Genomic DNA, 25,619 nt, shown 5'->3' with positions numbered 1-25,619 from the left:
TCAGGGCCGGGCCTCCCCGCGTACGCAGAAGGAGATGGGGCTGCGGACGCGGCCGGGAAAGACGAAGCGCTCCAGCGACTCGACGGTGAAGCCGGCCGCCTCGACGGCCGCCACGCTGTCGCGGCCCGTGTGGCAGCCGCCGGTCAGGGACGGCCACACGGTCGCGTCCAGCAGGTCCTGCGCCCTGGCCCAGCCCGCGGGGCCGGCGCGGACGTGTTCGAGGAAGCGCAGCCGTCCGCCGGGGGCCAGCACGCGGCGGATCTCCCGCAGCCCGGCGGCGGGGTCGGGCAGCGAGCACAGCACGAACGACACCACCGCCGCGTCGAACTCGCCGTCCGCGGCCGGAAGCCGGTCGGCCAGGCCGCCGACGACCTCCACCGGCACCCGCGCCGCACGGGCGGCGCGGCGGCCGGTCGCCCGCAGCCGTGGTTCGGGCTCTACGGCCAGCACGCCGCTGACGGACGGCGGATAGTGGGCGAAGTTCAGCCCGTTGCCCGCGCCGATCTCGATCACCCGGCCCGACAGCCCGGCCACCAGCGCCTCCCGCTTGCCGGACAGGCCGTTCCTGTCGATCACCTGGCTCAACCAGGTGTAGAAGCGGGCGAACAGCGGATGACTGACCTCGGTCGTCGGCATGGCGTCTCCTTCCGTCTGTCGTTCATTCCCGCGGCGCGCGGAGCGGTATTACCGAATCTGGGCGAAACGACTCGTAGTCGCCACCGTTTCCGGCGGGTACGGCCCCGATGGACGACGCGGCGACGCCGCGGCGGGAGAGCGGAGATCACCTCGGCATCCGCGACGGCACCAGCGGGCCGGCCCGGGGAAAGGAATCGACCATGACCTCTGCCGTGACCCCTGCGACGCCCGGCGCCGCGACCGGCGCGGCCGAACCCGCCACCCGGCTGCCGCTCATCGGCGACAAGGCGCCGGACTTCGAGGCCGACAGCACCCACGGGCCGGTCCGGCTCGCCGACTACGCCGGGCGGTGGCTGGTGCTGTTCAGCCATCCGGCCGACTTCACCCCGGTGTGCACCACCGAGTTCGTCGCGTTCGCCGAGCTGGCGGAGGAGTTCGCCGCCAGGGACGTCGCCCTGCTCGGCAATTCGGTCGACTCCGTGCACAGCCACCTGGCCTGGACACGGGCGATCGAGGACAGGCTCGGGGTGCGGATCCCCTTTCCGATCATCGCCGACCTCGACACGCGGGTGTCCCGCGCGTACGGCATGCTGCACCCGAACGTGTCGGCGACGGCGGCAGTCCGCGCGGTGTTCGTGATCGACCCGCAGTCGGTCGTCCGCGCCATCCTCTACTACCCGATGAACGCGGGACGGATGGTCCCGGAGATCCTCAGGCTCGTGGACGCGCTGCGGACGGCCGACCGCGACGGCGTCTCCTGCCCCGCGAACTGGCGGCCGGGCGACGACGTGCTGCTGGGCGCGCCGAAGACCCAGGCAGAGGTGGAGGCCAGGCTGGCCGACGAGAGGCTCAAGATCGTCGACTGGTATCTCGCGAGCCTGCCCGGCCGCGGCGCCTGACCGTACGCCTTCCGGACCGCCGGGCCCGCGCGGCCGAGTCACAATCGGCCATCACTACCGGCGAAGCACGGCATCGGTGGCCCGCGCCGGTCATCGTAGGGTGCCGTGAGGTTCCCTCGGATCATCCTGATCGCGCTCGGATCGGTTCTCGCCGTACTGCTGGGCTGGGTCCTCGGCCCGGGCGCCGCGTGGGTGCTGATCCACTTCGACGGCGTGAGCGGCCTGACCGGCAAGGACCTGGCCGCGGCGTCGGACGCGGTCCGGGGGCGGGCGCTGGCGGTCGCCACCGGATTGATCGCGCTGGCGGCTTTGCTCTACACCGCGCGCAATGCCGACACCGCGCGGCGGACCTTCCAGCTCGGCGAGCAGGGACAGGTCACCGAGCGGTACACCAAGGCGATCGAGCAGCTCGGTTCGGACAAGCTGGACGTGCGCCTCGGCGGCATCTACGCACTGGAGCGGATCGCCCGCGACTCGGCCCGTGACCACGCCACGGTGATGGACGTGCTGGCCGCCTTCGTCCGGGAGCACTCACGAGAACGGGAGACCGGCGCGCCGCTGCGGACCGATCTCCAGGCCGCCGTGACCGTGATCGGGCGGCGGGACTTCCGCAGGGACCAGGGGCCGATCAGCCTTCGCGGCGCGAACCTCGCCGGCGTGGATCTCGCGGGCGCGAACCTCGCCGGCGTGGATTTCACGGATGCGAATCTCATCCGCGCCGCTCTCTACGACGCGCTCCTCGTCAACGTGAATCTGACCAATGCGGACCTAACCGGCGCGAACCTCTATCGCTCCAACCTTTCAGGCGCGAACCTCACCGAGGCGAATCTCACCGACGCGACGCTTGAGGAGGTGAACTTCGAGGCCGCGTACCGCCTCGGGGCCATCGTCTTCCCTCCCGACCGGAGCTCTCGTGATCCGGAGCGGGAAGCGGTTCCCGAATCGGCGGGAGCGGAGCCGGCGGGGTCCGATACAACGGATGAGTAGACGCCTGCCGTCGGGGCCGGGATCGACCTGCCCCGGCGCACGTGGGTGCGTTGTTCCGGTAGAACTCATCTGTGACTCAAATGGTGACAAACTGGGCCGGTAACATCGCCTTCCGGGCTGCGGCGGTCGAGCGGCCCTCCTCCTTGGAGGAGGTGCGCGCCCTGGTGGCGCGGAGCGAGAAGGCCCGCGTCCTGGGCAGCGGCCACTCCTTCAACCGCATCGCCGACTCCCCGGGCGCGCTGATCTCCCTGGACGCGCTGACGCCGGAGATCGACGTCGACAGCGGGTCGTCCACGGTCAGGGTGGCCGCGAGCGTCCGGTACGGCGAGCTGGGCCGCCGTCTGCACGACAAGGGCTACGCCCTGCCCAACCTCGCGTCCCTGCCGCACATCTCGGTCGCGGGCTCCTGTGCGACCGGCACCCATGGCTCGGGCGACGCCAACGGCGGTCTCGCCACCTCCGTACGCGCGATCGAGATGGTGACCGCCGACGGCGACCTGGTCACGCTGAGCCGCGACGCGGACGGCGACCGGTTCGCGGGATCCGTGGTCGCCCTCGGCGCCCTCGGCGCCGTGGTCGCCATGACGCTGGACGTCGTGCCGTCGTTCGAGGTCCGGCAGCGCGTGTACGAGGGGCTGCCCGCCGAGGTGCTGGACGACCAGTTCGACGCCGTCATGTCCGCCGCCTACAGCGTCAGCCTGTTCACCGACTGGCGGACCTCCCGCGTCAACCAGGTCTGGGTGAAGGAGCGGGTGGACTCCGCCCCCGGCGCACTCCCCGGCGGCCCCACTGAGGCGGCGGCCGTGAGCGGGCTCGCGGGGGACGCCGCCTCGGGCGGCCTGGAGGGGGCCACGGCCGCCGGAGGGCTCCACGGCGCCGAGTCGGGCGGCGGCTTCTTCGGCGCGGCGCCGGCCGACGGCCCGCGGCATCCCGTGCCGGGCATGTCCGCGGTGCACTGCACGGCGCAGATGGGCGTCCCCGGCCCCTGGTTCGAGCGCCTGCCCCACTTCCGGCCCGACTTCACCCCGAGCAGCGGCGAGGAGCTCCAGTCGGAGTACATGGTGCCCCGGCGGCACGCGGTCGCGGCGTTCCGCGCCCTCAACGGGATCCGCGACCGCATCGCCCCGGTGCTGCAGATCTCCGAGATCCGCACGATCGCCGCGGACGACCTGTGGCTGAGCCCGAGCCAGGGCCGCGACACCGTGGCCTTCCACTTCACCTGGATCAAGGACACCGCCGCCGTGACGCCCGTGCTCACCGCGATCGAGGAGTGCCTGGCGCCGTTCGACGCGCGGCCCCACTGGGGAAAGCTGTTCACGCTGCCGCCGGACGTTCTCCCCTTCCGCTACGAGCGCCTGGACGACTTCCGGGCGCTGGCGCGGCACTACGACCCGCGGGGCGTCTTCGCCAACGAGTTCGTCGAGCGGTACGTCCTCGGCCCGGCCTGAACGGCCCGCCGGATTCGCCCCCCGGTGACCGGGTAGGGATGCGCGGAATCCGGAACGCACGCCGCGATCTCCCGTCCGTACGGGATCACGAGGCAGAACGATGCGCATCGAGGACTACGCGCTCATTGGGGACATGCACACGGCCGCCCTGGTCGGCAGGGACGGCTCGGTGGACTGGTTGTGCCTGCCGCGGTTCGACTCCGGGGCCTGCTTCGCGGCGCTCCTGGGCGGCCGCCCGGCGGGACGCTGGCTGCTGGCCCCCGCCGCGGGCGGCGTGTGCACCGGGCGCCGCTACCGGGACGGCACGCTGGTCCTGGAGACGACCTGGGACCTGCCCGGCGGGTCCGTGCGGGTCCTCGACTTCATGCCGCCGCGCGGCGAGGCGCCCGACCTCGTGCGGATCGTGGAGGGCGTGCGGGGCCGGGTGGAGATGCGCACGGAACTGCTGCTGCGCTTCGAATACGGCGCCGTGATCCCCTGGGTGCGGCACCGCGAGGGGGAGCTCGCGGTGATCGCCGGTCCCAACGCCGCCTGGCTCCAGTCGCCCGTCGAACTCACCCACGACTCCCGCCTCCGCGGCGCGACCGCGTCGTTCTCGGTCGGGGCGGGAGACCGGGTGTCGTTCGTGCTCACCTGGCAGCAGTCGTGGCAGGGCCGGCCGCGGCGGCTGGAGGCGGCCGAGGAACTGGCCGCCACCGACCGGCTGTGGAGGCAGTGGCTCGGCCGGTGCAGGTACCGGGGGGAGTACGGCGAGGCCGTGGGCAGCAGCCTCCTCGCGCTCAAGGCCCTCACGTACGCCCCCACGGGCGGCCTCGTCGCGGCGCCCACGACCTCGCTGCCCGAGCAGTTCGGCGGCCCGCGCAACTGGGACTACCGCTACAGCTGGCTGCGGGACGCGTCGTTCACCCTCCGGGCGCTGATGGGCGCGGGGTACGCGGAAGAGGCGACGGCCTGGCGCGACTGGCTGCTGCGTGCGGTCGCCGGAGACCCCGCCGACCTGCAGATCATGTACACGGTCGACGGCAGCAGGCACATGCCCGAGTGGACCGTCGACTGGCTGCCGGGTTACGAGGGATCACGGCCGGTGCGGATCGGCAACGCCGCCTCGCGGCAGTTCCAGCTCGACGTGTACGGCGAGGTGATCGACTGCCTCTACCAGGCCAAGGAGGCGGGCCTGCGGCCGGACGAGGAGGCGTGGGACCTGCAGTGCGCGCTCATGGAGTATCTGGAGGGGGCGTGGCGGGAGCCCGACAACGGGCTGTGGGAGGTGCGCGGCCCTCGCCGCGACTTCGTCCACTCCAAGGTCTTCGCCTGGGTGGCGGCGGACCGCATGGTCCGCTCGGTCGAGAAGCAGGGCCAGGACGGCCCCGCCCGCCGCTGGCGTGCCCTGCGCGAGGAGATCCACCGCGACGTGTGCGCGCGCGGCTATGACCCCGGCCGGAACACCTTCACCCAGTTCTACGGGTCGAAGGGCCTCGACGCCGCGCTGCTGCTCATTCCCCGGCTCGGTTTCCTGCCCCTGGACGACCCTCGCGTGGCGGGCACCGTCGACGCCGTGTGCCGCGAACTGACCGAGGACGGCCTCGTCCTGCGCTACCGGCCGGAGGCCGACGACGTGGACGAACTGCCGGGCGGGGAGGGCGTCTTCGTCGCCTGCTCCTTCTGGCTCGCCCACGCGCTCGCCCTGATCGGCCGCCGCGAACGGGCGCGGCGCCTGTTCGAGCGCCTGCTGTCCCTCCGCAACGACGTCGGCCTGCTGTCGGAGGAGTACGACGTCCGCAACCGGCGTCAGGCGGGCAACTTTCCCCAGGCCTACAGCCACGTCTCCATCGTGAACGCGGCCCAGGCTCTGCGGTCGTCTCCGTCGTGAGGCAGTGCCCGGTCGCGCCGGGACATCTGAAGGACAGATGTCGTCCATCTGTTTCCCGCGCATCCGCAGACCTCCCCTCCATCCTCCGGGGCGTTGGATGATGCAAGTGCGGGGTTCCGCGTCATTGGCCCCGCTCACCTGGGAGAAGAGGTGACGCGACATGGTGCGACCAGGTCTGGCACGCCGCCCGGACGCGACGGAACTGCGCCAGACGTACGACCGCGCGGGATCGACCGTTCCCGCGCAGGTCATGGACGGAGTGACGTTCCTCGCCGGGCTCTACCTCGCCATCTCGCCGTGGATCGTCGGCTTCAGCGGCTTCGGCAGTCTGGCGATCAACAACCTGATCGTCGGGCTGACGGTCGCCGCGCTCGCGATGAGCTGCGCGTCGGCCTTCGGCCGCACGTACGGCATGAGCTGGGTGCTGCCGGTGCTCGGTGTCTGGACGATCATCGCGCCGTGGGTGATCCGCGGCGGCCGGTCGGCGACCACCGCGACCATCTGGGACAACGTGGTCACCGGGGCGATCATCTTCCTGTTCGGCCTCGGCGCGCTGGCGTTCGCCGCCACCTACCGGCAGCACGAGCACGGAGGCACGCGCCGGGGGGTCGGCTCACCGGGCGGCGAGTGGTAGCCGTAGGGCGCGCCGCCGCCCCTGTGCGGGCGTGCCGCGGGCGCCGTACGGCGGTCGGCCGGCGGGGGACCTATCCCTCCGCCGGCTTCACCGGTTCTTCGTTCACTACCGGAGGAGTTCGCAGAAGCGGTCCAGGGCGCGGTCGGTGCGGTGGCGGTCGCCGGTGGTCGTCAGATCGAACAGGAGGCCCCGGATGACGGCCATGACCAACGTGGGCGTGACGGTGTCGTCAGGGGGTGGTGGCGATGTCGCGGAACGTGGCGCCGAGGGTGTCGAACCAATTCGTGATCGCCTCGGCTCGGTCCGGGTAGTTCTCGGGGGGAGCCAGGCCGTCGGCGTGCACCTCGATGATCAGCCGGACGTACGGGGCACGCTCGGGCGCGCTGATCCAGGCCCAGATGCCGCGCAGGCGTTCCTCCGGAGAGCCCGCCTCCTGATCGTCGGCACCTCGGCCGGCGCGATCACCGCCGCACTGCTGGCCACCGGCCAGGACCCCGACCGGCTCGCCACCCCAGTGCGCCCTGCCGGCTCCGGCAGCACTCCTCCCCAGGTGGACGGGCGCCGGCTGGGCGAGGCGTTCGCGGTGCTCGCCGGTGCCGCCTCGAACCCGGACGAGGCGCGGCGCCGAGTGGGCCAGATCGCCCTCGCCGCCGAGACCGGCCCCGAGCAGGCACATATCGCCCGGATGCGCGCCATGGCCGGCGCGGACCAATGGCCGGACCGGCGGCTGCTCATCGCCGCGCTGGACGCCGAGACCGGCGAGCAGGAGGTTTTCGACCGTGCCAGTGGCGCACCGCTGCCCTCCGCCGTGGCGGCGAGCACCGCCTTCCCGGGCATCTACCCACCGATCACCATCAACGGCCGCCGATACATGGACGGCTCCCTGCGGTCGGCGACCAACGCCGGACTCGCGGCCGGAGCCCGCACGCTCGTCGTGATCGACCCGCAGGCGCACCTGTTCCCCCGCGAGTTGCTCCACCAGGAGCTGGCGGTCGCAGGGGCGCACACAGTGGTGACCATCGAGCCCGATCCGGAATCGATACGCGCGTTCGGCTCGGACCTGAATGACCGGACGGCCTGGGAACCGGCCTACCAGGCGGGTCTTCGCCAAGCCACCGATGCCGAAGAGCAGCTCCGTCTCGCGTGGAAGACCGGATCACACACGGACTGAGCGCCGCCCGGTCTCCGGGGTGGTGCCTTGCGTGGCCGGGTCTCGTTCTCGCCGCCGGATGTCGGCGGTGGGCGGTAGCGTGGCGGCTCGTGCCGAGAAGATCGCGATGGTGGTGGACCGCCGCACTGGTCGTGTCCACGGCGGGGCTGGCCTACGACCTGACCCTGACAGGTGCCGGCTTCGGCTGGTTCTCGTTCGGGTACTGCCCGGCGCGCGACCTCTACGACTCGGCGACGCGCCTGTGGTGGCCGGCCCGCGCGTACCTCCCTCTGGCCTGGTACGCCGGGCTTCCCGGGATCGTCCTCGCGTTCCTCGCGAACTGGGCCGCCACCTGGAGAGGCCGCCCTCGTGCCGGCCGCGTGCTGGCCCGCGTCGCGGTGGCGCCGCTGCTCGTCCTGTACGGCCTCGCCCCGCTGGCGTTCGCCGCGGACATCGCACGCGACACGGGCTGCCTCGAGAGGTGGGGCGGCCTTCTGGGTGTCAGGCTTTTCGTCGTCCCCGACGCCGTCGCCGCCGCGGCCGCCCTGTGCGTGCTGGCCGCGGTGCGCGTCCCCGGGCACCGGGTCCGGCGGGTGCTGCGGTCCGTGACGCGCCACCGGTGGCCGCGCCGCGCCGCCGTGCCGTTGGCCGCGCTGGCACTCGTGGCGTTCCTGCCGGTCGCCGATTTGGCCGTGGGGGACATCGCCCGTCGTCCTTGCGAGATGCACACGGTGGAGGGGTCGGCGTCCGGCGCGGTCGACGTGCTGCCGTTCGGCGCGGGCGAGCGGGAGTTCCTCTGCGCCGCGCGCACGAGCGGGGGTTTCCGGAACGTCTCCGACCGGGACCTGCTCGCCTACGGGCACGCCGCGTGCGACGCCTATCGCCCGGGCGGCGCGGACATGTACCTGGTCGCCGCCATCTGCCCGCCGGCGGAGGCGGACCTGCGGAAACGGAAAGCAGCGGAGGAGGCCGAGTTCGGGGCGTGGAAGGCGGCCAATCAGCGGGCGTGCGACAGGGCGCGCCACCGGCCGCTCGTCCGGCCGCTCCGGGTCGTCAGGGCGCTGATGGGCACCGACTACGGGATCATCGAGTCCGCCGAGACGGACGACGCGTTCGACGACGGGCTGCCGGACAGGCTCCGGGCCGGCGGGCTCGTCGCCGCCCTCCCGGGGCATCTGATGATCCTCACTCACTCCGACTTCGACAACTGCCTGACGGCGGAGCTGTACCGGCGGCGGCCTCCGGTCGAGGTGAAGGGCTGGGACCACGTGGTGGAGGTTGGCTATGAGAGCCCGACCGGCCACATCGAGCTGATGGATCCCATCGCGGGGATGAGCGACCTGCCGAACCTCGCGTTCAGAGGGAAGGGGCACTACCGGGTCAGGGTCCACTACCGCAAGCCGGACGGCGACCCCGGAACCACCCAGGACCTCCTCATCATGATCTATCCCGGCGGCGGCCGCCGGACCGTCGAGTACCGCCCAGGGTCCTGAGGCGGGGACGGCACGGCACGGGCGTGTGCCGCTGCGGGACACCCGCGACCGCGGCTGGTGGCCCCCGGCCTTCTCGTCCCCGCCGGCGAGCGGCACGCGCGCCGTCCCGGCGAGGACGCCGCCGCCTTCGCCGCGCGGCTGGGCGTCCGGCGGCCCGGTGACGCGCCCGCGATGCGCTGACTCGGCAGGCGAATAACGGCTTGCGCGCTCACGGGCCCTCTTGGGAAAGTGAGCGCGCTTCACACACGAACAATGCAGCGAAGGAACGAAGCCTATGTTCTCGGCGTCCCGCAGCGGCCGCCGTCGGCACTGACCGCCACGCCTCCCGCGACAGCGGCTCACTGCCTCACCGTCTCACGGTGGCCCCACGCGACCGGTGCCCCGCGCACCGTCTCCAATCCCCGTCCGGGATGGCTTTCCCGTGCGAGTTCACCCCTCCGCTCCGCGCGGCGGGCGAACCGCTTCACCCTGTCATTCGTGAGGTCGATATCACCGTGGGCATCGATGTCCAGAGTTTCGCCGTGGCCAACCTGCGCCGCCGTCCCGAAGTCGTCGAGACCGGGGACTTCGTCGTGGGCGTGGATCCCGGCACCACCAGTCCGTACGTCAACTACGCGACACCCCTGCCCGGCGCCCGGCCGGGCGGGCGGGAGGTCGCGGCGCTGATCGGGGCGTTCCGCGAGCGCGGGCTCAAGCCCCGTCTCGAGTTCGCCCCGGACGCCGCGCCCGAGGTGGAGCCCGCGCTTCGTGAGGCGGGGTTCACCGTCGAGGCGGTGCACGACTACCTCGTCTGCACCCCAGCCACGCTGACGAGGCCGCAGGCCGCTCTCCCGGTGGAGACGCCGTCCACCGACGAGGACTACGCGGCGATCGACGCCGCACTGTCCGAGGCCTTCGGCGGTGAGTTCGCCGCCTCGCCGGAGGGCGCGGCCCGGCTGCGCCGCACACAGGAGGGCGGCGGCGCGGTCCGGTTCGTCCGGGCCCCCGGCGGCGGCTGCGCCGGAGCGGCCATGTGCTCCGCCCCGGCCGTGGGAACGTCGGAGCTCGCCGGGGTCGGCACCCGTCCCGGCCTCCGTGGACGGGGCATCGCCGCCGCGGTCACCGCCACGCTCGCCGAAACGATGTTTACCGGGGGAGCACGGTCGGTGTGGCTGGAGTACGGAGGCGAAGGTTCGCGCCGGGTCTACGAACGCGTGGGCTTCCGGCCGGGCGGCACCCGCCTGTACATGTCGCTCGACGTCTGACGCACCCGCCGGCCGCGCGGTCCCCGCCGTTCACCCCGCTCGCTCAGCCCTGCTCGCTCAGCCCTGCTCGCTTACTTCGGGCGGGCAGGGCGAGCGGCCCGACCAGACGCGGCCCGAGCGGACGCGGCCCGAGCGGACGCGGCCCGAGCGGACGCGGCAGGGCGGGCGGACGAGTCCGCATCGGGAGAGCCGGATCAGGCGGAGGCGGGAGGGGGCCCTGCCGACGCGAGGCCGGGCGGCGCCGCGGCCAGGGCCTTGTGGATCGCCTCGACCAGCGCGAGCGCCGCCTCCTCGGTGAGCTCGATGGCGACCCGGGCCGACGGGCCCTCCGAAGGGTTGGTCAGGTCGATGTTCACCGTGTGCTCATGGCACGCGTGGTAGGGGTGATCGACGTAGACCATGCCGTCGGTGACGGTGAACCAGCCCGAAGCCCCCTTGGCGGCCCCGTCGAGACGGATCTTCTCGGTGAGATAGGTGCACATCCTGGTCTCCTCAGGCGGCGAGGTGGCGGCCGAAGAAGCCGAAGACCTTCTTCCAGCCCTCCACCGCGGCGGCGGGACGGTAGGCCGGCCGGTCCACGGCGAAGAACGCGTGGCCGGCGTCGGGGAAGACGTGGAACTCGTGTTCCTTGCCCAGTTTCTCCAGCTCCGCGGAGAGCACTCCCACCTCTTCCGGCGAGGGGAACTTGTCGTCCGCGCCGAAGAGCCCGAGCAGCGGGCAGGACAGATCGGCGGCCCGGGAGATCAGCGGCTCGGCCTTGAGCGGATATTCGGCGGGCGGCGCGGTGACGACGAAGGCGCCGTAGCAGTCCACCGCGGCGTCGATGTCCAGCGAGCACGCGGAAAGGAAGGCCTGCCGTCCGCCGGAGCAGTAGCCGATCACACCTATCCTGCCGTTGGCCTGCTCCAGGCCCTTGAGATGGGCCGCGGCGCCGGCGACGTCGCCGACGAGCTGTTCGTCCGGGATGCCGCCCTTGGCCCGGGCCGCCGCGGCCTGGTCGTCCGGGCTGACGCCGGCGCCCTCCCGGGAGTACAGATTCGGGCAGATCGCGGCGTAGCCGTTCGCCGCGAACCTGCGGACGATCTCCTTGGTGGCCTCGTCGTAGCCGGGCATGTGATGAATCACCACGACCCCGCCGTGCGGGGCGGAGCCGAGCGGCCGGGCCGCGTACGCTTCGAGGCCGGCGCCTTCGTGCCCGGTCACGGCGACCGTGCCGGCCCACATCGCGTCGGTCATAGTCCCTCCACCTGTGATCACGCTCCCGCACGAGCCGGTCGCCTCCGGCGGCGGGTCCAGGAGGGCCACGATAATGCTTGCTTTGACTAACTAAGCAATCGCCCCGGGCCGGTCAGAGCGCGTGCGCCGCACCCGTCCCGAACAGGCGCCGCACGCCCGCCGCCACCCAGATGGAGGCCACCCCGGCGTACGCCGTGAGCAGCGCGACGGTGGGGAGGGACGCGATCGCCGACAGGACGGCGGCCAGCCCCAAAAGGCCCGACCAGCCGTACAGCACGATGCGGCCGCGGGGCGCGCTCGTGTGCGCCGCCTCCTGCACGGGGGTGACCAGGGCCATGACGGCGGCGCCCGCCACCGCGGGCGCCTCCCCGCCGGTCGCCACGCCGGCCACGAGCAGCGCCGCACCCGCGGCGGGCAGGCAGCAGCACAGCGCCGCCACTCTCGCCTCCCTGATGTCGAAGAGCAGCCTGGTGGCCCTGGCCCGGGCCAGGCGCAGGGTGGTGACCGCCTCGGCGACCCAGGCCGCCCAGTGCAGCAGCGCGATGAGGACGAAGACGGCGATGAGCGGCGGCACGGCCGGCAGCAGGAACACCATCCGCCATCCACCGGAGAACGTGCCGCGAAGGCGCGCGAGCACGCGGTAGACGGGGTTGCGCCGCTTCAACGCCGCCACCAGCAGGTCCCTGGCCTGGTCGAACCCGGGGTCGAGGCGGAGCACCTCGCGGAACGCGCGGGCCGCCTCGGCCGGCGCGCCGAAGGCGAGCTGCGCCCGCCCGTACGCCAGATGGGCCGTCGCGCTCTCGGGATCCAGCCCGACGGCGCGCGCGGCCGCCTCCTTCGCCCGGAGGGCGTCGCCGAGCATGGTGAGGGCCACCGCGAGGATGCCGGCCAGGTCGACGTCCTCCGGAGCGACGGCGAGCCCCCGACCCGCCGCGTCGGCCGCCTGCGGCCACTGCTCGAGGGAGACGTGCGCCCGGGCGAGCAGCTCCCACGCCGGCGCGTGCTCGGGGGACAGCGCCAGGCACGCCCGCGCGGCGGCGACGGCCTCGTGCGGTCGCCCCGCCCGGTGGTACGCGTGCCCGGCGACGTAGTGGGGAAACCAGTGGTCGGGCGCGAGCCGCACGGCCTCGGTGGCCTCGCCGATCCCCTCGGACGCCCTGTGCTGCTGCGTCAGCGCCACGGAGAGGAAGGCGTGCCCGTCGACGTTCTCGGGCTCCCGGGCGAGCAGGCCGCGCAGTTCCCGTTCGGCCTCCGCCGGGCGGTTCAGCGTGAGCAGCGTGCGCGCCCGCTCAAGCGGCGCCGCGGCCATCACCACCTGCCCTTGCCGCCCTTCTTGCCGCCGAACGCGCCGTTGGATGTGCCGTTGATCCAGGGCATCAGCTCGTCCCAGGCGCCGGAGTCGTTGGCGTGCAGGACGTAGTTGCGCGCGGTGGTCAGCCACTCGCGTACGGCCGTGGGCCGCACCGCCTGGGCCGCGGCCAGCAGGTCGGGTGTGGACAGGGGGATGGGCCGGCCCGCGCTGATCGACTGATGCAGCTTGGTTTCCACCGCGCGGTCGACGACGCCCTTGAGGTCCGCCCCGACGAACCCGTCCGTCACCCGGGCCACGGCGTCGTAGTCCATCTCGGCCAGCGGCTTGTCGCGGCAGAGGATGCGCAGGATGGCGGCGCGGGCCGCGGCGTCGGGCGGCGGCACGAACACCAGCTGGTCGAACCGGCCGGGCCGCCGGAACGCGACGTCGATGTACCAGGGCGCGTTGGTGGCCGCCAGCACCAGGACGCCGTCGTTGGCGTTCTCGTCCACGCCGTCGAGCTCGGCGAGGAACTGGTTGACCAGCTGGCGGGTGTGCGCCTGGCGCATGTCCGAGCGGCGCGCGGCCAGCGCGTCGACCTCGTCGAAGAAGAGCACGCACGGCCGGTTGCGCCGGGCCATCTCGAACGTGGCGTGCAGGTTGCGCTCGCTGGACCCGATGTACATGTCCAGGATGTCGGCCAGGCCGACGTCGATGAACGACGCGCCGAGCTCTCCCGCCGCCGCCCTCGCCAGGTGGGTCTTGCCCGCGCCGGGAGGGCCGTACAGCAGCACTCCGCCGCCCGCCCGCTTGCCGAACGCGGCGAACAGCTCGGGCTGCTGGACGGGGAGCAGGAGCTTCATCCGCAGCGCCTCCTTGACCGCCTCCATTCCCGCCACGTCGGCGAAGGTGACACCGGAGCGCTGGACCTCCACGTCGCCGTCGTGCGCCGGTGCGGGGTACGCGGGTGGGGGGTACGCCGGGCCGGGTGGCGGCCCCGGCGCGTACGGCGTGCCGGGCTGCGCCTGTGGCTGATGTGTCTGTGCCTGCTGCGCCTGTGGCTGCTGCGCCTGGTTCTGCTGTGTCTGGGTCTGGTACGGCGTGGCCGGCTGCGGCTCCAGCCGGGCGGCCAGGCCGGGGTCGGACAGCGACGGATCGCGGGAGACCGCGTCGTGGTAGCGGCGCGCCGCGCCCGGCACGTCACCCTCGCCCAGCAGCGCCCTGGCGGCGAGCAGCCCGATCCGCGGCGGGAAACCGGGCTCGGCCAGGAGTGGCTGAAGCGCCGACAGCGCGGCGCCGTAGGAGCTCTGCCGGACGAAGGCCTCCGCCAGACCGGCGACCACGTCCGGGTCCCTGGGCGACAGCAGGAGCGCGGCCCGGTACTCGGCCTCGGCGTCGGCGAGATACCCCTTGGCCAGGAGCTGCCCGGCGAGGTGCCGCCGTAGGGGGAGGTTGTCCGGAGACAGCCGCGCCGCCTCCCGGAGGGCCTGGAGTCCGGCGTCGTCCAGCACTGCCCGGTCCCTTCTGTAGGTCGATCCGAAATGACCGTAAGGCTACCCACGTGGTCGGACAGCGGTGATCTCTACAGGCCCCGCCCGGCCGTCGGCGCCCCCTGTGGCGCATCTCACGGTTGATTGCCCGCGACCGTGGGGACCTGCGGGAAACTTCGGCCGACCGCAGCAGGAATCGGGCTGTTTGCCGGGTTTTTGGCCGTGTCTTACTTGTTATCTACTAAGCTTCCCGTGTGTCACGCCGGTGAGCGGTCCTCAACCCGAGGACGACCGGCGACCGCCGAATCCCGGACGTCATCGATCCCGGGAACCGGGGACCCACCTTTTCTGGGGTGAATCCGGACCATCCGGTAGGGCTACTCCTGGCCCGAACCCGTCAGCTAACCCGGTAGGCGGCCAAGGAGAGGAGAGCGCGTGGAGTGTCCGCTCCACCTGCCCACCCGGTCCGGGTCCGTCACCCGGTCCACATGCCCGCCCTGGAACGTCTCCAGGCTTCCGGGGTGATGGCGCGCCCGTGACGGGCTGCCACGTCTCCCGTTTCTGATCCCGCCCCGCCGCGGCCGTGTCTTCCGGCCGCCGTGCCGTCACGTGGTGATGCCGCCCTGCCGTCACGCCCGCGGGCCGGTTCGTCATGTCTCGAAGCGCGCCATGAGGAGCCCGCGATTTCCACCGATCCGATAGCACGACAGCTGCTCGACGCCGTCCGCCCGGAACTGGGCTACCGCGAACGAGCCGGGAAACACACGAAGTTCGGCGAATGGTACGCCGACACCATCGCCAAGGACCCCGACTTCAAGACCGCCCCCTGGTGCGACATGTTCGTCTCCTGGGCGGCGGACCAGGCCGGCGTACAGGACCGCGTCGGCGAGTTCGCGCTGACCACACGGCACGCCAAGTGGTTCAAGGAGCACGACGCGTGGAGCGGCACGCCCGAGCCGGGCGCCGTGGTCTTCTTCGACTGGTCGGGGTCCAAGAAGATCCGAGACATCGACCACGTGGGCGTGGTCGAGAAGGTCGTCCACGGAAAGGTCCACACGATCGAGGGCAACGTCGACGGCGTGTGGCTGAAGCGCAAGGTACGCGACAAAAGCAAGATCGTCGGGTACGGCCTGCCGCGCAAGGTCAAGGTCACGCCGAAGGCGCCGGTGACGATCCAGCCCGTGGCGGCGGTGCACGCGAGCGTCCCGGGTGCGGTGGGGCTCACCATCAGGAACTTGGCGGCCACGCAGGGGCAGTCCCCCGGCGTCGTGTGGTCGCCCGGCGACGCCGTCCTGCCGGCCGGCCTGCTGTTCGCGGTCGTCTCCACCGCCGTCACCGGGCTCCGGGTCAAGGCCGCGGCGGCGACCTCCGGCGGACGGCACCGCAAACGTGGTCCCGGACGGGCCACGGCGCAGGCCACGGCGCGTGCCACGGTGGGGGCCACGGTGGGGGCCACGGCGCGTGCCACGGTGGGGGCCACGACGCAGGCCGCTCGCCCGTCCGCGCGGGCGTCCGTGAATCCAGCGCCCGTCAATGTGGCGTCCGGCGGTCCGGCGTCAGTCGATGTGGCCCCCGTCAATGCGGCGTTCGTCGATGCGGCGGCGTCCGGCGCTCCGGCACTCGGAGGGGGAGACGGCGCCCGTCGCCCGAGCACCGTCTGACACCGTCGGCGGCCGCCCACGTCGTCCGCCTCATCCCCGCAGGCGCTTCATCTCCGTGATCTCGGCCGACTGCGTGGACACGACGGACGCCGCCAGCCGCCGGGCCGGCTCGTAGACCCCGCCGCGCAGCTCGTCCCGCGCCATGGTGACCGCGCCCTCGTGGTGCCGGATCATCATCGAGAGGAACTCCCGGTCGAAGGCCCGGCCGGACAGCCCTTCGAGACGGCGCATCTCCTCGGGGGACATCATGCCGGGCATGGCGTGCTGGTGCGCCGGCGCGGGGCTCTCGCCGGGCACCGGCTCGCCCCAGGCCGTGAGCCAGCCGCTCATCGTCCGGATCTCGGGGGCCTGGGCGGTTTCGATCCGCTCCGCGAGCCGCACGACCCGGGGGTCCGACGCCCGTCCCTCGGCCAGTTTCGCCATCTCCACCGCCTGACGATGGTGCGGGATCATCATCCGGGCGAACATGACGTCCTGCTCGTTGTGATCGGTGGCGAGAGTCGTGCCGACCGGTGCAGCCGGTGTCGGCGTCGGTGTCGGCGTCTGAACCGGGGTCGTCGCGGCGAGAGCGGCGCCCCGCGCGCCGCCGGTCAGCAGACCGGCCGCCAGCAGGGCCGCCGGCAGAGCGCGTCCCCTCATGGCAGGCACCTCCACTCTCGCGCTCTCGGCGTGAATCGGTGGCGTCCCCGCCCGCCGGGCGAAACGGGCCCCTCGCCCGCGGCGGCGCCCGCCGAACCTGCGTCAAGGCGGATGTGCCCGCCCCTTGCCCGTCGTACCCCGTCCGGCGGGTGCTCCCCGCCTGTGCTCGATCCGTACGAGCATGTCGCGTTCCAGGCGCGGCGCGGCGACGTGCACACGGTGCTCGTGAACGGTCGCGTGGTGAAGCACGAGCACCGCCTTGTCGGCGTGGACCTCGCCGCGGCCCGCCGCGAGGTGGAGCGGACCGTCGAGTATCTGCGTGTGACGCTGGGCGAGGAGGCGTGGCAGAAGGGGATGAACCCCGACATCCCCGAAACGGAGATTCTCGACAACCCCTACACGTACACCGACTGCCACAGCGCCGCGACGCACAGCCGCTGAGCTGGTGCGGGGCGTGCCCGGACCAGAGGAAACCCTGGGGAATTCATGATTGTTTGGTGCTCTTTGTGAGATTTGGTCACCAGTGGGGCTAAGGTGGGCAGCCACCCGCGGAAGCCGTGGAGCTTTCCCCCGAAACGACCGCTGGGAGTTGTCTCACATGCACGGGCACGTCCCCTCGCAGACGAGCCAGGATGATCGGTTCCGGCAGGAAGTCCTCTCCAGTCAGGAGGAGCCGGCGACCAGGCCGAAGAACAGAAAACCCCTCATCATCGCCGCCGCGGCCCTGGTCGCCGTGCTGGCCGCCGGGGGAGCGGGTTACGCGCTCGCCAGCGGCTCGGACCCGTTGGGTCCGCCCGCCGCGGGCGGCACGCAGCAGTCGGCGGCCCCCGCACAGGACGGCGATACCGCCGGCTCCGCCGGTTCCTCCGGTGACGACGCCGCTGCGGGGGACGGACAGGACGCGCAGGGCTCGCCGGACCAGGGCTCGTCGGACCAGGGCGCGATCGGGTCCGGCGGAGACGGCTCCGGTGGAGCGCAGGCATCCGCCGGAGGAGGCGCGGACACCGCCTCCGGCTCCTCGGGCGGGGGCTCGTCCGGTCGCAAGAGCGCCGGAGCGGGCCGGGCCGGGACCGGCTCGTCGGGCAAGACGGGCGGTGCCCCGAAGGGCGGTGCCGGCCAGGACCGGGGTGAGGTGCCCTCGGGCGCCGACGGAGCCCCCGGGCTCATCCCCGGGGCCTGCGCCGCCTCCGGCTGCTGATCCGCTGCTGACCTGCTGTGGCCCCGCTGCCGGGCCGCCCGCGAGGGTTCGCGACGCCGAGGGCCCGCCCGACACGGCGATCAGGAGGACGGGCCGGGCCACCCCAGCGGGAAGGCGATGCGGGCGGGCGGTTCGCCCGCCGCGTCGTTGAACTCCCGCATCGCGACGATGAGGGCCCGCCGCTGGGCCGCCGGCATCCGCGTGAGGATCGCGGTGATCTCCTTCTTGCGCCGGGCCGTTACCTCGTCCACGATCCGCCGTCCGTTGTCGGTCAGCCGCAGCAGCGTCTCCCGCCGGTTGTGCGGATTGACCTCGCGCTTCATCAGACCGGCGACGGCGAGGCGGTCGGCCATGCGCATGGCGGTCGACGGATTCACACCGAGCCTGTCGGCCAGCGTCACCAGCTTGGTCTGGCCCTGTCCCACAACCAGCAACATGCGGAACTGGGGCAGGGTGACCCTGTCCTCAGCGGCGGCGAGAGACCGCGCGGAGATCGCGACGAGCACACGCGAGGCGGTGAGCACGGCGGCGGTGACGGCCTCGAGGTCGTCGCCGGTCGGCTCGTCGTCCCCTTCTTCTGCCATAGGAACCGTTTTTACACGGTCTCTCTCACCGGTACGTCATCGCATCGGGCAAACGCTCAGCCGAGCGCGGCCAGCAGCTCGTTGCACGCCTGGGCGCAGCGCCGGCATGCCTCGGCGCACACCCGGCAGTGTTCGTGTACGTGGGCGTGCATACCGCACTCGTCGCCGCAGCTGCGGCAGGCCTGCGCGCACGCCTCCAACTGGGCCCGCGTCAGGTCCGCGTCGTAGCCCGTGTGCCTGGACAGCACCCGGCCCGTCGTCGCGCAGATGTCGGCGCAGTCGAGGTTGGTGCGGATGCAACGCACGAGCTCCGCCACCGCGTGCTCGCTCAGGCAGGCGTCCGCGCAGGCCGTACAGGTCTGCGCGCAGTCGAAGCAGGCCTCGATGCAGTTGGCCAGCACCTGCCTGTCCACACCGCCGAGATCGGCGGGATAGGTCTCCAGCATCACTCCGGCGTGTCCCATGGCGTCACTCCTTCCGGTCTCGGGCGGGCATCTTCGCGGGCAGGCACGGAACCCGCGGACGCGGCGGGGACCGTGAACCTTCGCGCCCGTTCGGGATTCCCGGCACGTTCCTGGCGGCCCGAAAGCTCGGGCCATTCCCAGCCCATACCCATCGGCACGGTCGTAAACGGAGCTGATCCGGTGTGCTGATCGTCTTTGCGGGTAGTCGCGGAGGCACGGACAACCTTGGAGAAGTCATGGGCTGGAGCTACCGAAAATCGATCAAGATGGGACCGTTCAGGCTCAACCTCTCGCGCGGCGGCGTCGGGCACAGCTTCGGCGGACGCGCTTTCCGCGTCACGAAGACGGCGGACGGGCGGCGTACCCTCACCGTGAACCTGCCCGGCGGCTTCCACTGGAAGAAGACGCTCAACTGAGCCGGGGACGGCCGGGGCGGCGGGCGCGACCCCCGGTGCGCGCCCGTGGACCCGCCCGGCCGATTTCCCGTCCGGCTGATCTCCCACTCGGCCGATCTTTCGCTTGACCGATCTCCTCCGACCGCTTCTCGCGGGTCACCGATTCGGTGCGGCCACGGACACGTCGACCGCCCGGCCGGACTCGGCCGCGATCCGTCCCCTGCCGGCGGTCACGTCACTCCTTATCCTTCGGATGCAGGGCCGACGGCTTGTGCACCGCCGTCCCGCCGCTCTTCTCACTGCGCACGAGGAACTGCGGGTCCTCGGGTGAGGCGGCCACGGTGCGGCCCGCCTCCTCCGTGCGCTCGGTGATCTTCTTTTCGACCTTGCCGGCCGCCTCGCCGCCGTGGCTCTTCCAGGTGACCTCGTCGCCCACCGACGGCTCTTCCTTCTTGTCCTTCTCGCCCATGTGCCCGGCCGTACCCGGGGAAACGCGCCATCCTCTCGGCGGGACACCGGCATGCCTCCCTATCAGGCAAAATCCCGGCACGAAAGCGGGGGTGAGCCGGAACCGGCCGGGCGCGTATCTCCGTACTGTTGCCCGTGCGCCGGGATTATCCGGGTCCGCCGTCGCGCACGGTGGAAGCATGGGACGGACCGTGCGGCTGACCGCGACCGTCACGCCCGAGGACGGTGGCCTGTACTGCGCACGGTGCGTTCAGGTCGAGGTGGCCTGCGAGGGGCACACGGTCGACGAGGCGCTCGGCCGCCTGCGGCGCGCCCTGGAGCACTACTTCCGGCATCGGCCGCTGCCGAACCCGCCGTCGCATCCGCCCATCGTGGTGCCGATCGAGGTCACGCTGCCGGACTGAGTTCGCCTCGGCCGCTCGCCACGTTCCTCTCCCGAAGGCCCGCGGGGGCCGGTTGCGGGTGCGATGGGATCTTTGCGGGTGATGCGCCCGATCATCATGCTTGACCGGACATTGGTCGTCGGATGCGTGATCACTCCCCGGTGCGGCGCTTACCGTCGTGCTCGTACCATCCATGACCTCGGGGGAGTCTCATGCCTCTCTGTACAGCCGCCGTACTGGCCGCCGCCCTGCTGTCCGGGCCGGCCGCCGTGCCGCCGGACCCGGCTCCGTCCGGGACGAGGGCCACCACGGACAAGAACAACGCCACGCCGCCGTCCACGGCCCGGCCGCAACTCGCATCGCTGCCCGGCATGGCGCCGCAGGCCGGGGAGTTCAATTTCCCCTTCCCCCAGGCGCCGCCATGGATGGCTCCCAACGGGACGGACAGCGGGCGGAACGCGTCCGGCCCCGCCTCCGGATCACCGGCCGGTTCGCAGACCGGTTCGCAGACAGGGGCGAGCGCCCCCGGAGCGTCCGGCGCGAACGGCAAGCCGGTCGCGGGCGCGGGACGGCCCTCCGCGACCGCGGACGGCACAGCGGGCGGCACAGCGGGAGGCACGGAGAGCGACAGGGCGGATGACGGGGCGGCCGGAGCGGCGACCGCGAACGCGCTCGTCCCGGTGATCGATCCCAAGACGCGCGACGTGTTCATCCAGCCCGTCATCGCTTCCGGCAAGCCCGGCGAGGCGCCCCGGCCGTTCACCTTCCGCCCGGTGTACGGAGTCCAGACGACCAAGTCCTATCCGGCGCCCCAGAGGGAGCCGAAGACGGCGCGTCAGAAGACGGCCACCCGGCCCCACCGGCATCTGTGGCCGCGCGGCCGGTGAGCCCGGCCCGGACGGCCTGACGGAAGAGGCCCGTGTGACCGGCCCATCCGATCGGCCCGCCACACCGGTCCTGAGCCGGTGTGGCGGGCTCTTCCGGTGTCGCCGTCCACCGGGGTTCGCACGGCGCGGACGGACGTGCGGGTGGCACGCCGGGGACCGCGTCCGGTCGAAGGACCGATCGGTGCGTTCACTCCGTGTCTCATCACGCACCCGACCCGCCACCCAGCAACGACCTTTCCACGACTAAGGAAGCACGATCATGAATACCCGTGTGCTCGCCCTTGCCGCCCTGACCGCGGCGCTTTCGATGTCCGCGGCGTGCGGCAGTCAGGGCGGCGGCAATCCCGCGGCCCCGGTCGCGGCCAACGAGACCGCCACGGACATGGCCAGTGAGACCCCCAGCGCCGAGGCGAGCGAGGCCGCGTCCGCGACCCCGTCACCCTCGGTCTCCGGGTCGCCCGTCGGGGCGGGCTGCTCCTCACTCCCGGCCTCGGGTAAGGGCAGCCCCGCCGAGCTGGCCAAGGTGCCGGTCGGCACCGCGCTCGCCGACATCCCGTCGCTGTCCACGCTGGCGCGGGTGGTGAAGAAGGCAGGGCTGGCCCAGACGCTCAACTCCGCCCAGGACATCACGGTGTTCGCGCCCACCAACGAGGCGTTCAACAAGATCCCGAAGAGTCAGCTCGATCAGCTGCTGACGAACCGCAAGTCGCTCAGGGGGCTGCTGGCCTACCACGTGGTGAAGGGACGCAAGGGGCCGGCGGACATGCACGGCCAGCTGACCTCTCTCGAGGGCCGCAAGCTCACGGTCTCCGGGTCCGACTCCAGCCTCAAGGTCAACGACGCCGCGGTCACCTGCGGGAACATCGCGACGAGCAACGCCACCATTTATCAGGTCGACAAGGTCCTCATGCCGAGGTGACCCGCCGTCGCCCTGCGACAGCCTCAAGGGGGTGAGCCGCTCGCGGCTCGCCCCCGTTCCGTTTTCCGCCTCTTCTGCCTCGGGCACGTCCCGGATTCGCCCGGCTCGCGCGAGCCGCGCTCGCGCGTGCCCTGCGGCCTATGTCCTGAACCGGACGGTTCTCTTATTTGACCGGACACTGGGCGTCGGCTCCGTGATCGCCCGGCATCGTGCGCTTACCTTCGTTCTTGTTCCGTCCACCAGATTTCGGGGGAAATTCTCATGCCTATATGCAGTGCCATACTCGCCGCGGCTCTCCTGTCGGGTCCTGCGGGCACGCCCGCCGACCCGGCTCCGCTGTCCGCCAAGGAGCCGATGTCGCCCGGCAAGAAGATCGCCGCGCTGGCGATGAACCACCCGGAGGAGCCCGACGTCGTCGCTTCCAAGACCCTGGACATCCTGGACAAGGGCGCGAAGGTCGCTCCGTTCATGTCCGGGGACGAGGCCGGCAACCGGGCGAACGGCCCGGCGGCGAACGGCCAGAGCGCCAACGGCCCGATGGCCGGCCCGCAGGCGCCCGGCGGCGACGCATCCGGCGGCCGGCAGGCGGGCACCCAGCCGGCCGGCCCGGCCACCGGCAACCAGGCCACCGGCAACCAGGCGAACGGTAACCAGGCGAACGGTAACCAGGCGAACGGCTCGCAGCCGGGCTTCATGTTCACGATGCCCGCCACCGGCAAGAACAACAGCCAGCGCTCGCCGCAGGACATCTTCCTTCACCCCACGTCCAACCAGCCGACGTACACCAAGATGTCGGGCAACGACTTCGCGCACACGCCGTCGAAGCCCAAGACCGACGACGAGGACGCCGGTGCCTGGGCACGGCCGCTGCAGGGCTGGAGCATGCAGAAGCCGGGCAAGGCGAAGGCGGCCAAGCCCAAGGCCGCCAAGCCCAAGGCCGGGCCCAGGACGCCGGTCTCCGACGACTTCTGGAACATGCCTGGCTGGGACTGAGCGCACGCGCCGCGGTGAGGTGACGCGGTGGCGCGACAGAGGGGTGAGCCGTCCGGCTCACCCCTCATTCTTGTTCACGGAGCCGTGCGGCCTGGCACAGGTCGACGACCTCCACCAGGTCGGCGAGGTCGACGTGGCCCGCCACCTCCGCGACCGACGCGCAGTAGCCGACGTGATAGCCCAGGTGGCGTACGCGCAGCAACTGGCGGCCCTCGATAACGACGGGGTCCACCTCGTGCCCCTGCGAGCTCACCCACCTGCGCATGCGGGAAGAGTAGGAAACAGCGGGTCACGGGGGAGTAGATCCCGCGTGCGGCCCGGGCCCGCCGGGGTCTCGCGGCGGGCCGACGCGTACGGCGGCGACGTGCCGGAGGCGCGGCAGCGTGGTGGCGCAGTGCCCCGGCAGCAGACTGCGAACGAGGCGAAAATCGGCTCGATGTCCGGGTAGGGGGCAACCGTCGGGACCGACGGACCGGGGCCGAGGTGATCGGCATGACGAGCGGGTGGACGTTCGAGGGACAGCCCAGCGCCATCGGCGGGGGCGTCATGACGCTCGTGGCCGGGGGATCGTTCTGCGTGTCGGCCCGAAACGGCGACATCCTGCCCGGGTCGGCGCAGGGGATTTACTACGCCGACACCCGGCTGCTGTCCCAGTGGGAGCTGCGCGTCGACGACGGCTCGATCGAGGAGCTCCAGGTCCTGGCGCGCGAGCCGTACCACGCGATCTTCGTCGGCCGGGCGGCGCCGCGGCCCGGGCAGGCGGAGAGCACGCTGCTGGTCGTGCGGGACCGGTACGTCGGCGGCGGGCTGTCGGAGGACCTCACCATCCGCAACATGTCGCACGAGCCGGCCGGCTGCGTGGTGACCCTGCACATCGGCTCCGATGTCTGCGACCTGTTCGAGGTGAAGACCCACCGGGTGCACTGGGTGGCCGACGTGGCGACCACGGCGGAGGAGCGGTCGCTGCGCATGTTCTCGGTCAGCAAGGCCCGGGGGGTGCGGGTGGCGGCCAGGGCCGACGGCACTTCGGTGCTGCCGGTGGTCAACCCGCGCCTGCTCGTCTTCCGTGTGGTGGTGCCGCCGCGCGGCGAGTGGACGGCCTGCGTGCAGGCCAATCCGATCATCGACGGGGTCGAGACCGAGCCGTGGTACTCGGAGAAGCGGCTGTCGCCGGCGCTGGCGCGGCGGGCGGGGCGTCTGTTCGAGTGGGACGAGCGCCTGCCCGACGTGACGACGGACAACGCCTCCCTGGCGGCGATCCTGCGCCAGTCCCGCGACGACCTCGGCGCGCTGCGGCTGTTCGACCCCGAGCACCCCGAGCTGCCGCCGACCGTCGCGGCCGGGGCGCCCTGGTTCATGACGCTGTTCGGCCGCGACTCGCTGCTCACCTCGTGGCTGGCCCTGCCGCTCGACCCCGACCTGGCGCACGGCACGCTGTGCCGGCTGGCCGACCTGCAGGGCACCAAGATCGACCCGATGAGCGAGGAGGAGCCCGGGAAGATCATGCACGAGCTGAGGTACGGCGCCCGGCAGGACGACACGTCGGCCGGCGGGCACGCCTACTACGGCTCGGTCGACGCCAGCCCGCTGTTCGTCATCCTCCTCGGCGAGCTGCGCCGCTGGGGCCTGCACCGGGACGCGGTGGAGCGACTGCTCCCGCACGCCGACGCCGCGCTGGAGTGGATCGAGCGGTACGGCCTTCGCGACGGGTTCCTGTGGTATCAGCGGAAGACCGACCAGGGCCTGCTCAACCAGGGCTGGAAGGACTCCTTCGACGGGATCAACTTCGCGGACGGCACGATCGCCCGGCCGCCCGTCGCCCTGGCCGAGGTGCAGGGGTACGTCTACGCCGCCTACATTGCCCGCCATTACTTCGCCCGGGAGGCGGGCGACACCGAGACCGAGCGGCGCTACCGGGAACGGGCCGCCGAGCTGCGCGCCCGGTTCAACGAGCGGTTCTGGCTGCCCGGCCGCGGGTACTTCGCCGTCGGCCTCGACCACGAGGGCCGTCCGATCGACGCCCTCGCCTCCAACATGGGGCACTGCCTGTGGTCGGGGATCGTCGACAGGGACAAGGCGCCGGCGGTGGCCGGGCACCTGCTGTCGCCCCGGATGTTCACCGGCTTCGGCGTCCGCACCCTCGCCTCGGACATGGGCGCCTACAACCCGATGAGTTACCACAACGGCTCCGTCTGGCCGCACGACAGCGCGCTGACCGCCGCCGGGCTCATGCGCTACGGCTTCGTGCGGGAGGCGCAGCGCGTCGCCGTCGGGCTGCTCGACGCCGCCCGCGCCTTCGGCGACCGGCTGCCGGAGCTCTTCTGCGGGTTCGACCGGGGGGAGTTCCAGGCGCCGGTGCCGTACCCGACCTCGTGCTCGCCGCAGGCGTGGGCCTCGGCCACCCCGGTCCAGCTCCTACGGCTTCTGCTGCGCATCGACCCATGGGTGCCACACCGGAAGGTGTGGATCGCCCCGGTGCTGCCCGAGGGGTTCGGGAACCTGCGGATCTCCAGGCTGCCGCTCGCGGGCGTGCGGGTCGATCTGGAGGCCCGGGAGGGCAGCGGCGCGGTGCACGTGAGCGGCCTGCCCGAGGGGGTGCGTCTCATCCCGGAGCCGCGCCCCCCGGCGAGCTCCGGCGTCCGTTCCTGAC

At 72.4% G+C, this 25,619-nt stretch carries 28 protein-coding genes and 1 riboswitch; of the genes, 18 read left to right on the top strand and 10 right to left on the bottom strand.

The window, feature by feature from the left end; all coding sequences use genetic code 11:
• On the bottom strand, window positions 1-636 hold the full coding sequence (locus tag ACQPZZ_RS25320) for a class I SAM-dependent methyltransferase (RefSeq protein WP_432922822.1): 636 nt from the start codon (window positions 634-636) through the stop codon (window positions 1-3).
• A 200-nt stretch (window positions 637-836) separates the two neighbouring features.
• Here ACQPZZ_RS25320 and ACQPZZ_RS25315 point away from each other — a divergent pair, with 200 nt between their 5' ends.
• From ACQPZZ_RS25315 to ACQPZZ_RS25275, 9 genes are all read left to right on the top strand, one after another.
• Entirely contained in the window at window positions 837-1,535 is a 699-nt protein-coding gene (locus ACQPZZ_RS25315; protein ID WP_432922819.1) for a peroxiredoxin, read from the top strand.
• 105 nt (window positions 1,536-1,640) lie between these two features.
• Window positions 1,641-2,522, top strand: a complete 882-nt coding sequence (locus tag ACQPZZ_RS25310; RefSeq protein ID WP_432922816.1) for a pentapeptide repeat-containing protein — start codon at window positions 1,641-1,643, stop codon at window positions 2,520-2,522.
• Between the two features lie 80 nt (window positions 2,523-2,602).
• A complete protein-coding gene (locus ACQPZZ_RS25305; RefSeq protein ID WP_432922813.1) occupies window positions 2,603-3,970 on the top strand; it encodes a D-arabinono-1,4-lactone oxidase in 1,368 nt (455 codons plus the stop codon).
• A gap of 100 nt (window positions 3,971-4,070) precedes the next feature.
• Complete coding sequence (locus ACQPZZ_RS25300; protein WP_432922810.1) at window positions 4,071-5,840, top strand: glycoside hydrolase family 15 protein; 1,770 nt, start codon at window positions 4,071-4,073, stop codon at window positions 5,838-5,840.
• A gap of 160 nt (window positions 5,841-6,000) precedes the next feature.
• Entirely contained in the window at window positions 6,001-6,474 is a 474-nt protein-coding gene (locus ACQPZZ_RS25295; protein WP_363640241.1) for an SPW repeat protein, read from the top strand.
• Window positions 6,475-6,811: 337 nt separating this feature from the next.
• Window positions 6,812-7,645 carry a patatin-like phospholipase family protein gene (locus ACQPZZ_RS25290; RefSeq protein WP_432922806.1) on the top strand — a complete coding sequence of 278 codons (834 nt, stop codon included), beginning with the start codon at window positions 6,812-6,814 and terminating at the stop codon, window positions 7,643-7,645.
• Between the two features lie 89 nt (window positions 7,646-7,734).
• Window positions 7,735-9,117 carry a hypothetical protein gene (locus tag ACQPZZ_RS25285; RefSeq protein WP_432922804.1) on the top strand — a complete coding sequence of 461 codons (1,383 nt, stop codon included), beginning with the start codon at window positions 7,735-7,737 and terminating at the stop codon, window positions 9,115-9,117.
• 57 nt (window positions 9,118-9,174) lie between these two features.
• The gene (locus ACQPZZ_RS25280; protein ID WP_432922801.1) at window positions 9,175-9,297 is read left to right on the top strand and encodes a hypothetical protein; all 123 of its coding nucleotides are present in this window, start codon (window positions 9,175-9,177) and stop codon (window positions 9,295-9,297) included.
• A gap of 314 nt (window positions 9,298-9,611) precedes the next feature.
• Complete coding sequence (locus ACQPZZ_RS25275) at window positions 9,612-10,361, top strand: GNAT family N-acetyltransferase (RefSeq protein ID WP_432922798.1); 750 nt, start codon at window positions 9,612-9,614, stop codon at window positions 10,359-10,361.
• Between the two features lie 194 nt (window positions 10,362-10,555).
• On the opposite strand, the gene ACQPZZ_RS25270 is transcribed toward ACQPZZ_RS25275, so the two are convergent.
• The 4 genes from ACQPZZ_RS25270 to ACQPZZ_RS25255 all read right to left on the bottom strand — a co-directional run bounded on the left by ACQPZZ_RS25270 (window position 10,556) and on the right by ACQPZZ_RS25255 (window position 14,399).
• The gene (locus ACQPZZ_RS25270; protein ID WP_432922796.1) at window positions 10,556-10,843 is read right to left on the bottom strand and encodes a DUF6295 family protein; all 288 of its coding nucleotides are present in this window, start codon (window positions 10,841-10,843) and stop codon (window positions 10,556-10,558) included.
• Window positions 10,844-10,853: 10 nt separating this feature from the next.
• Window positions 10,854-11,597 (bottom strand): dienelactone hydrolase family protein, encoded by a 744-nt coding sequence (locus ACQPZZ_RS25265; protein WP_432922793.1) that lies wholly within the window; start codon window positions 11,595-11,597, stop codon window positions 10,854-10,856.
• Window positions 11,598-11,709: 112 nt separating this feature from the next.
• Window positions 11,710-12,906 (bottom strand): tetratricopeptide repeat protein, encoded by a 1,197-nt coding sequence (locus tag ACQPZZ_RS25260; protein ID WP_432922790.1) that lies wholly within the window; start codon window positions 12,904-12,906, stop codon window positions 11,710-11,712.
• A complete protein-coding gene (locus tag ACQPZZ_RS25255; protein ID WP_432922787.1) occupies window positions 12,906-14,399 on the bottom strand; it encodes an AAA family ATPase in 1,494 nt (497 codons plus the stop codon). The genes ACQPZZ_RS25260 and ACQPZZ_RS25255 overlap by 1 nt, the downstream gene beginning before the upstream one ends.
• 268 nt (window positions 14,400-14,667) lie before the next feature.
• Window positions 14,668-14,810: riboswitch (cyclic di-AMP (ydaO/yuaA leader) on the top strand.
• A gap of 167 nt (window positions 14,811-14,977) precedes the next feature.
• Between ACQPZZ_RS25255 and ACQPZZ_RS25250 the strand changes: the two genes are divergently transcribed.
• Window positions 14,978-16,039 carry a CHAP domain-containing protein gene (locus tag ACQPZZ_RS25250; protein ID WP_432922784.1) on the top strand — a complete coding sequence of 354 codons (1,062 nt, stop codon included), beginning with the start codon at window positions 14,978-14,980 and terminating at the stop codon, window positions 16,037-16,039.
• Window positions 16,040-16,069: 30 nt separating this feature from the next.
• Here the strand turns inward: ACQPZZ_RS25250 and ACQPZZ_RS25245 are convergent, their stop codons facing one another.
• Window positions 16,070-16,678: a DUF305 domain-containing protein gene (locus tag ACQPZZ_RS25245; protein WP_432922781.1), complete on the bottom strand. Its 609-nt coding sequence runs from the start codon at window positions 16,676-16,678 to the stop codon at window positions 16,070-16,072.
• A 162-nt stretch (window positions 16,679-16,840) separates the two neighbouring features.
• Here ACQPZZ_RS25245 and ACQPZZ_RS25240 point away from each other — a divergent pair, with 162 nt between their 5' ends.
• Complete coding sequence (locus ACQPZZ_RS25240; protein WP_432922778.1) at window positions 16,841-17,119, top strand: hypothetical protein; 279 nt, start codon at window positions 16,841-16,843, stop codon at window positions 17,117-17,119.
• A gap of 157 nt (window positions 17,120-17,276) precedes the next feature.
• A complete protein-coding gene (locus ACQPZZ_RS25235; protein ID WP_432922776.1) occupies window positions 17,277-17,876 on the top strand; it encodes a hypothetical protein in 600 nt (199 codons plus the stop codon).
• 80 nt (window positions 17,877-17,956) lie between these two features.
• Here the strand turns inward: ACQPZZ_RS25235 and ACQPZZ_RS25230 are convergent, their stop codons facing one another.
• Entirely contained in the window at window positions 17,957-18,460 is a 504-nt protein-coding gene (locus tag ACQPZZ_RS25230; protein ID WP_432922773.1) for a MarR family winged helix-turn-helix transcriptional regulator, read from the bottom strand.
• Between the two features lie 56 nt (window positions 18,461-18,516).
• On the bottom strand, window positions 18,517-18,924 hold the full coding sequence (locus tag ACQPZZ_RS25225) for a four-helix bundle copper-binding protein (protein WP_432922770.1): 408 nt from the start codon (window positions 18,922-18,924) through the stop codon (window positions 18,517-18,519).
• Between the two features lie 182 nt (window positions 18,925-19,106).
• On the opposite strand from ACQPZZ_RS25225, the gene ACQPZZ_RS25220 reads away from it, so the two are divergent.
• Entirely contained in the window at window positions 19,107-19,340 is a 234-nt protein-coding gene (locus tag ACQPZZ_RS25220) for a DUF4236 domain-containing protein (protein WP_363640273.1), read from the top strand.
• Between the two features lie 214 nt (window positions 19,341-19,554).
• Here ACQPZZ_RS25220 and ACQPZZ_RS25215 read toward each other — a convergent pair whose 3' ends face one another.
• Entirely contained in the window at window positions 19,555-19,788 is a 234-nt protein-coding gene (locus ACQPZZ_RS25215) for a DUF2945 domain-containing protein (protein ID WP_363640275.1), read from the bottom strand.
• Window positions 19,789-19,966: 178 nt separating this feature from the next.
• On the opposite strand from ACQPZZ_RS25215, the gene ACQPZZ_RS25210 reads away from it, so the two are divergent.
• The 4 genes from ACQPZZ_RS25210 to ACQPZZ_RS25195 all read left to right on the top strand — a co-directional run bounded on the left by ACQPZZ_RS25210 (window position 19,967) and on the right by ACQPZZ_RS25195 (window position 22,969).
• Entirely contained in the window at window positions 19,967-20,191 is a 225-nt protein-coding gene (locus ACQPZZ_RS25210; RefSeq protein ID WP_432922766.1) for a type II toxin-antitoxin system HicB family antitoxin, read from the top strand.
• A gap of 191 nt (window positions 20,192-20,382) precedes the next feature.
• Complete coding sequence (locus ACQPZZ_RS25205; protein WP_432922763.1) at window positions 20,383-21,057, top strand: hypothetical protein; 675 nt, start codon at window positions 20,383-20,385, stop codon at window positions 21,055-21,057.
• Window positions 21,058-21,316: 259 nt separating this feature from the next.
• Entirely contained in the window at window positions 21,317-21,976 is a 660-nt protein-coding gene (locus ACQPZZ_RS25200; protein ID WP_363640280.1) for a fasciclin domain-containing protein, read from the top strand.
• Between the two features lie 261 nt (window positions 21,977-22,237).
• Window positions 22,238-22,969 (top strand): hypothetical protein, encoded by a 732-nt coding sequence (locus ACQPZZ_RS25195; protein ID WP_432922760.1) that lies wholly within the window; start codon window positions 22,238-22,240, stop codon window positions 22,967-22,969.
• 64 nt (window positions 22,970-23,033) lie between these two features.
• On the opposite strand, the gene ACQPZZ_RS25190 is transcribed toward ACQPZZ_RS25195, so the two are convergent.
• Window positions 23,034-23,234 (bottom strand): transposase, encoded by a 201-nt coding sequence (locus ACQPZZ_RS25190; protein WP_432922758.1) that lies wholly within the window; start codon window positions 23,232-23,234, stop codon window positions 23,034-23,036.
• A gap of 227 nt (window positions 23,235-23,461) precedes the next feature.
• On the opposite strand from ACQPZZ_RS25190, the gene ACQPZZ_RS25185 reads away from it, so the two are divergent.
• Entirely contained in the window at window positions 23,462-25,618 is a 2,157-nt protein-coding gene (locus ACQPZZ_RS25185) for an amylo-alpha-1,6-glucosidase (RefSeq protein WP_432922755.1), read from the top strand.
• Window position 25,619: the final 1 nt, after the last annotated feature.

The organism is Microbispora sp. CA-135349 (assembly GCF_050947365.1).
GTDB lineage: Bacteria > Actinomycetota > Actinomycetes > Streptosporangiales > Streptosporangiaceae > Microbispora.
Note: the sequence above shows the minus strand (reverse complement) of the source record. Positions and strands in the feature narration are given on the sequence as shown.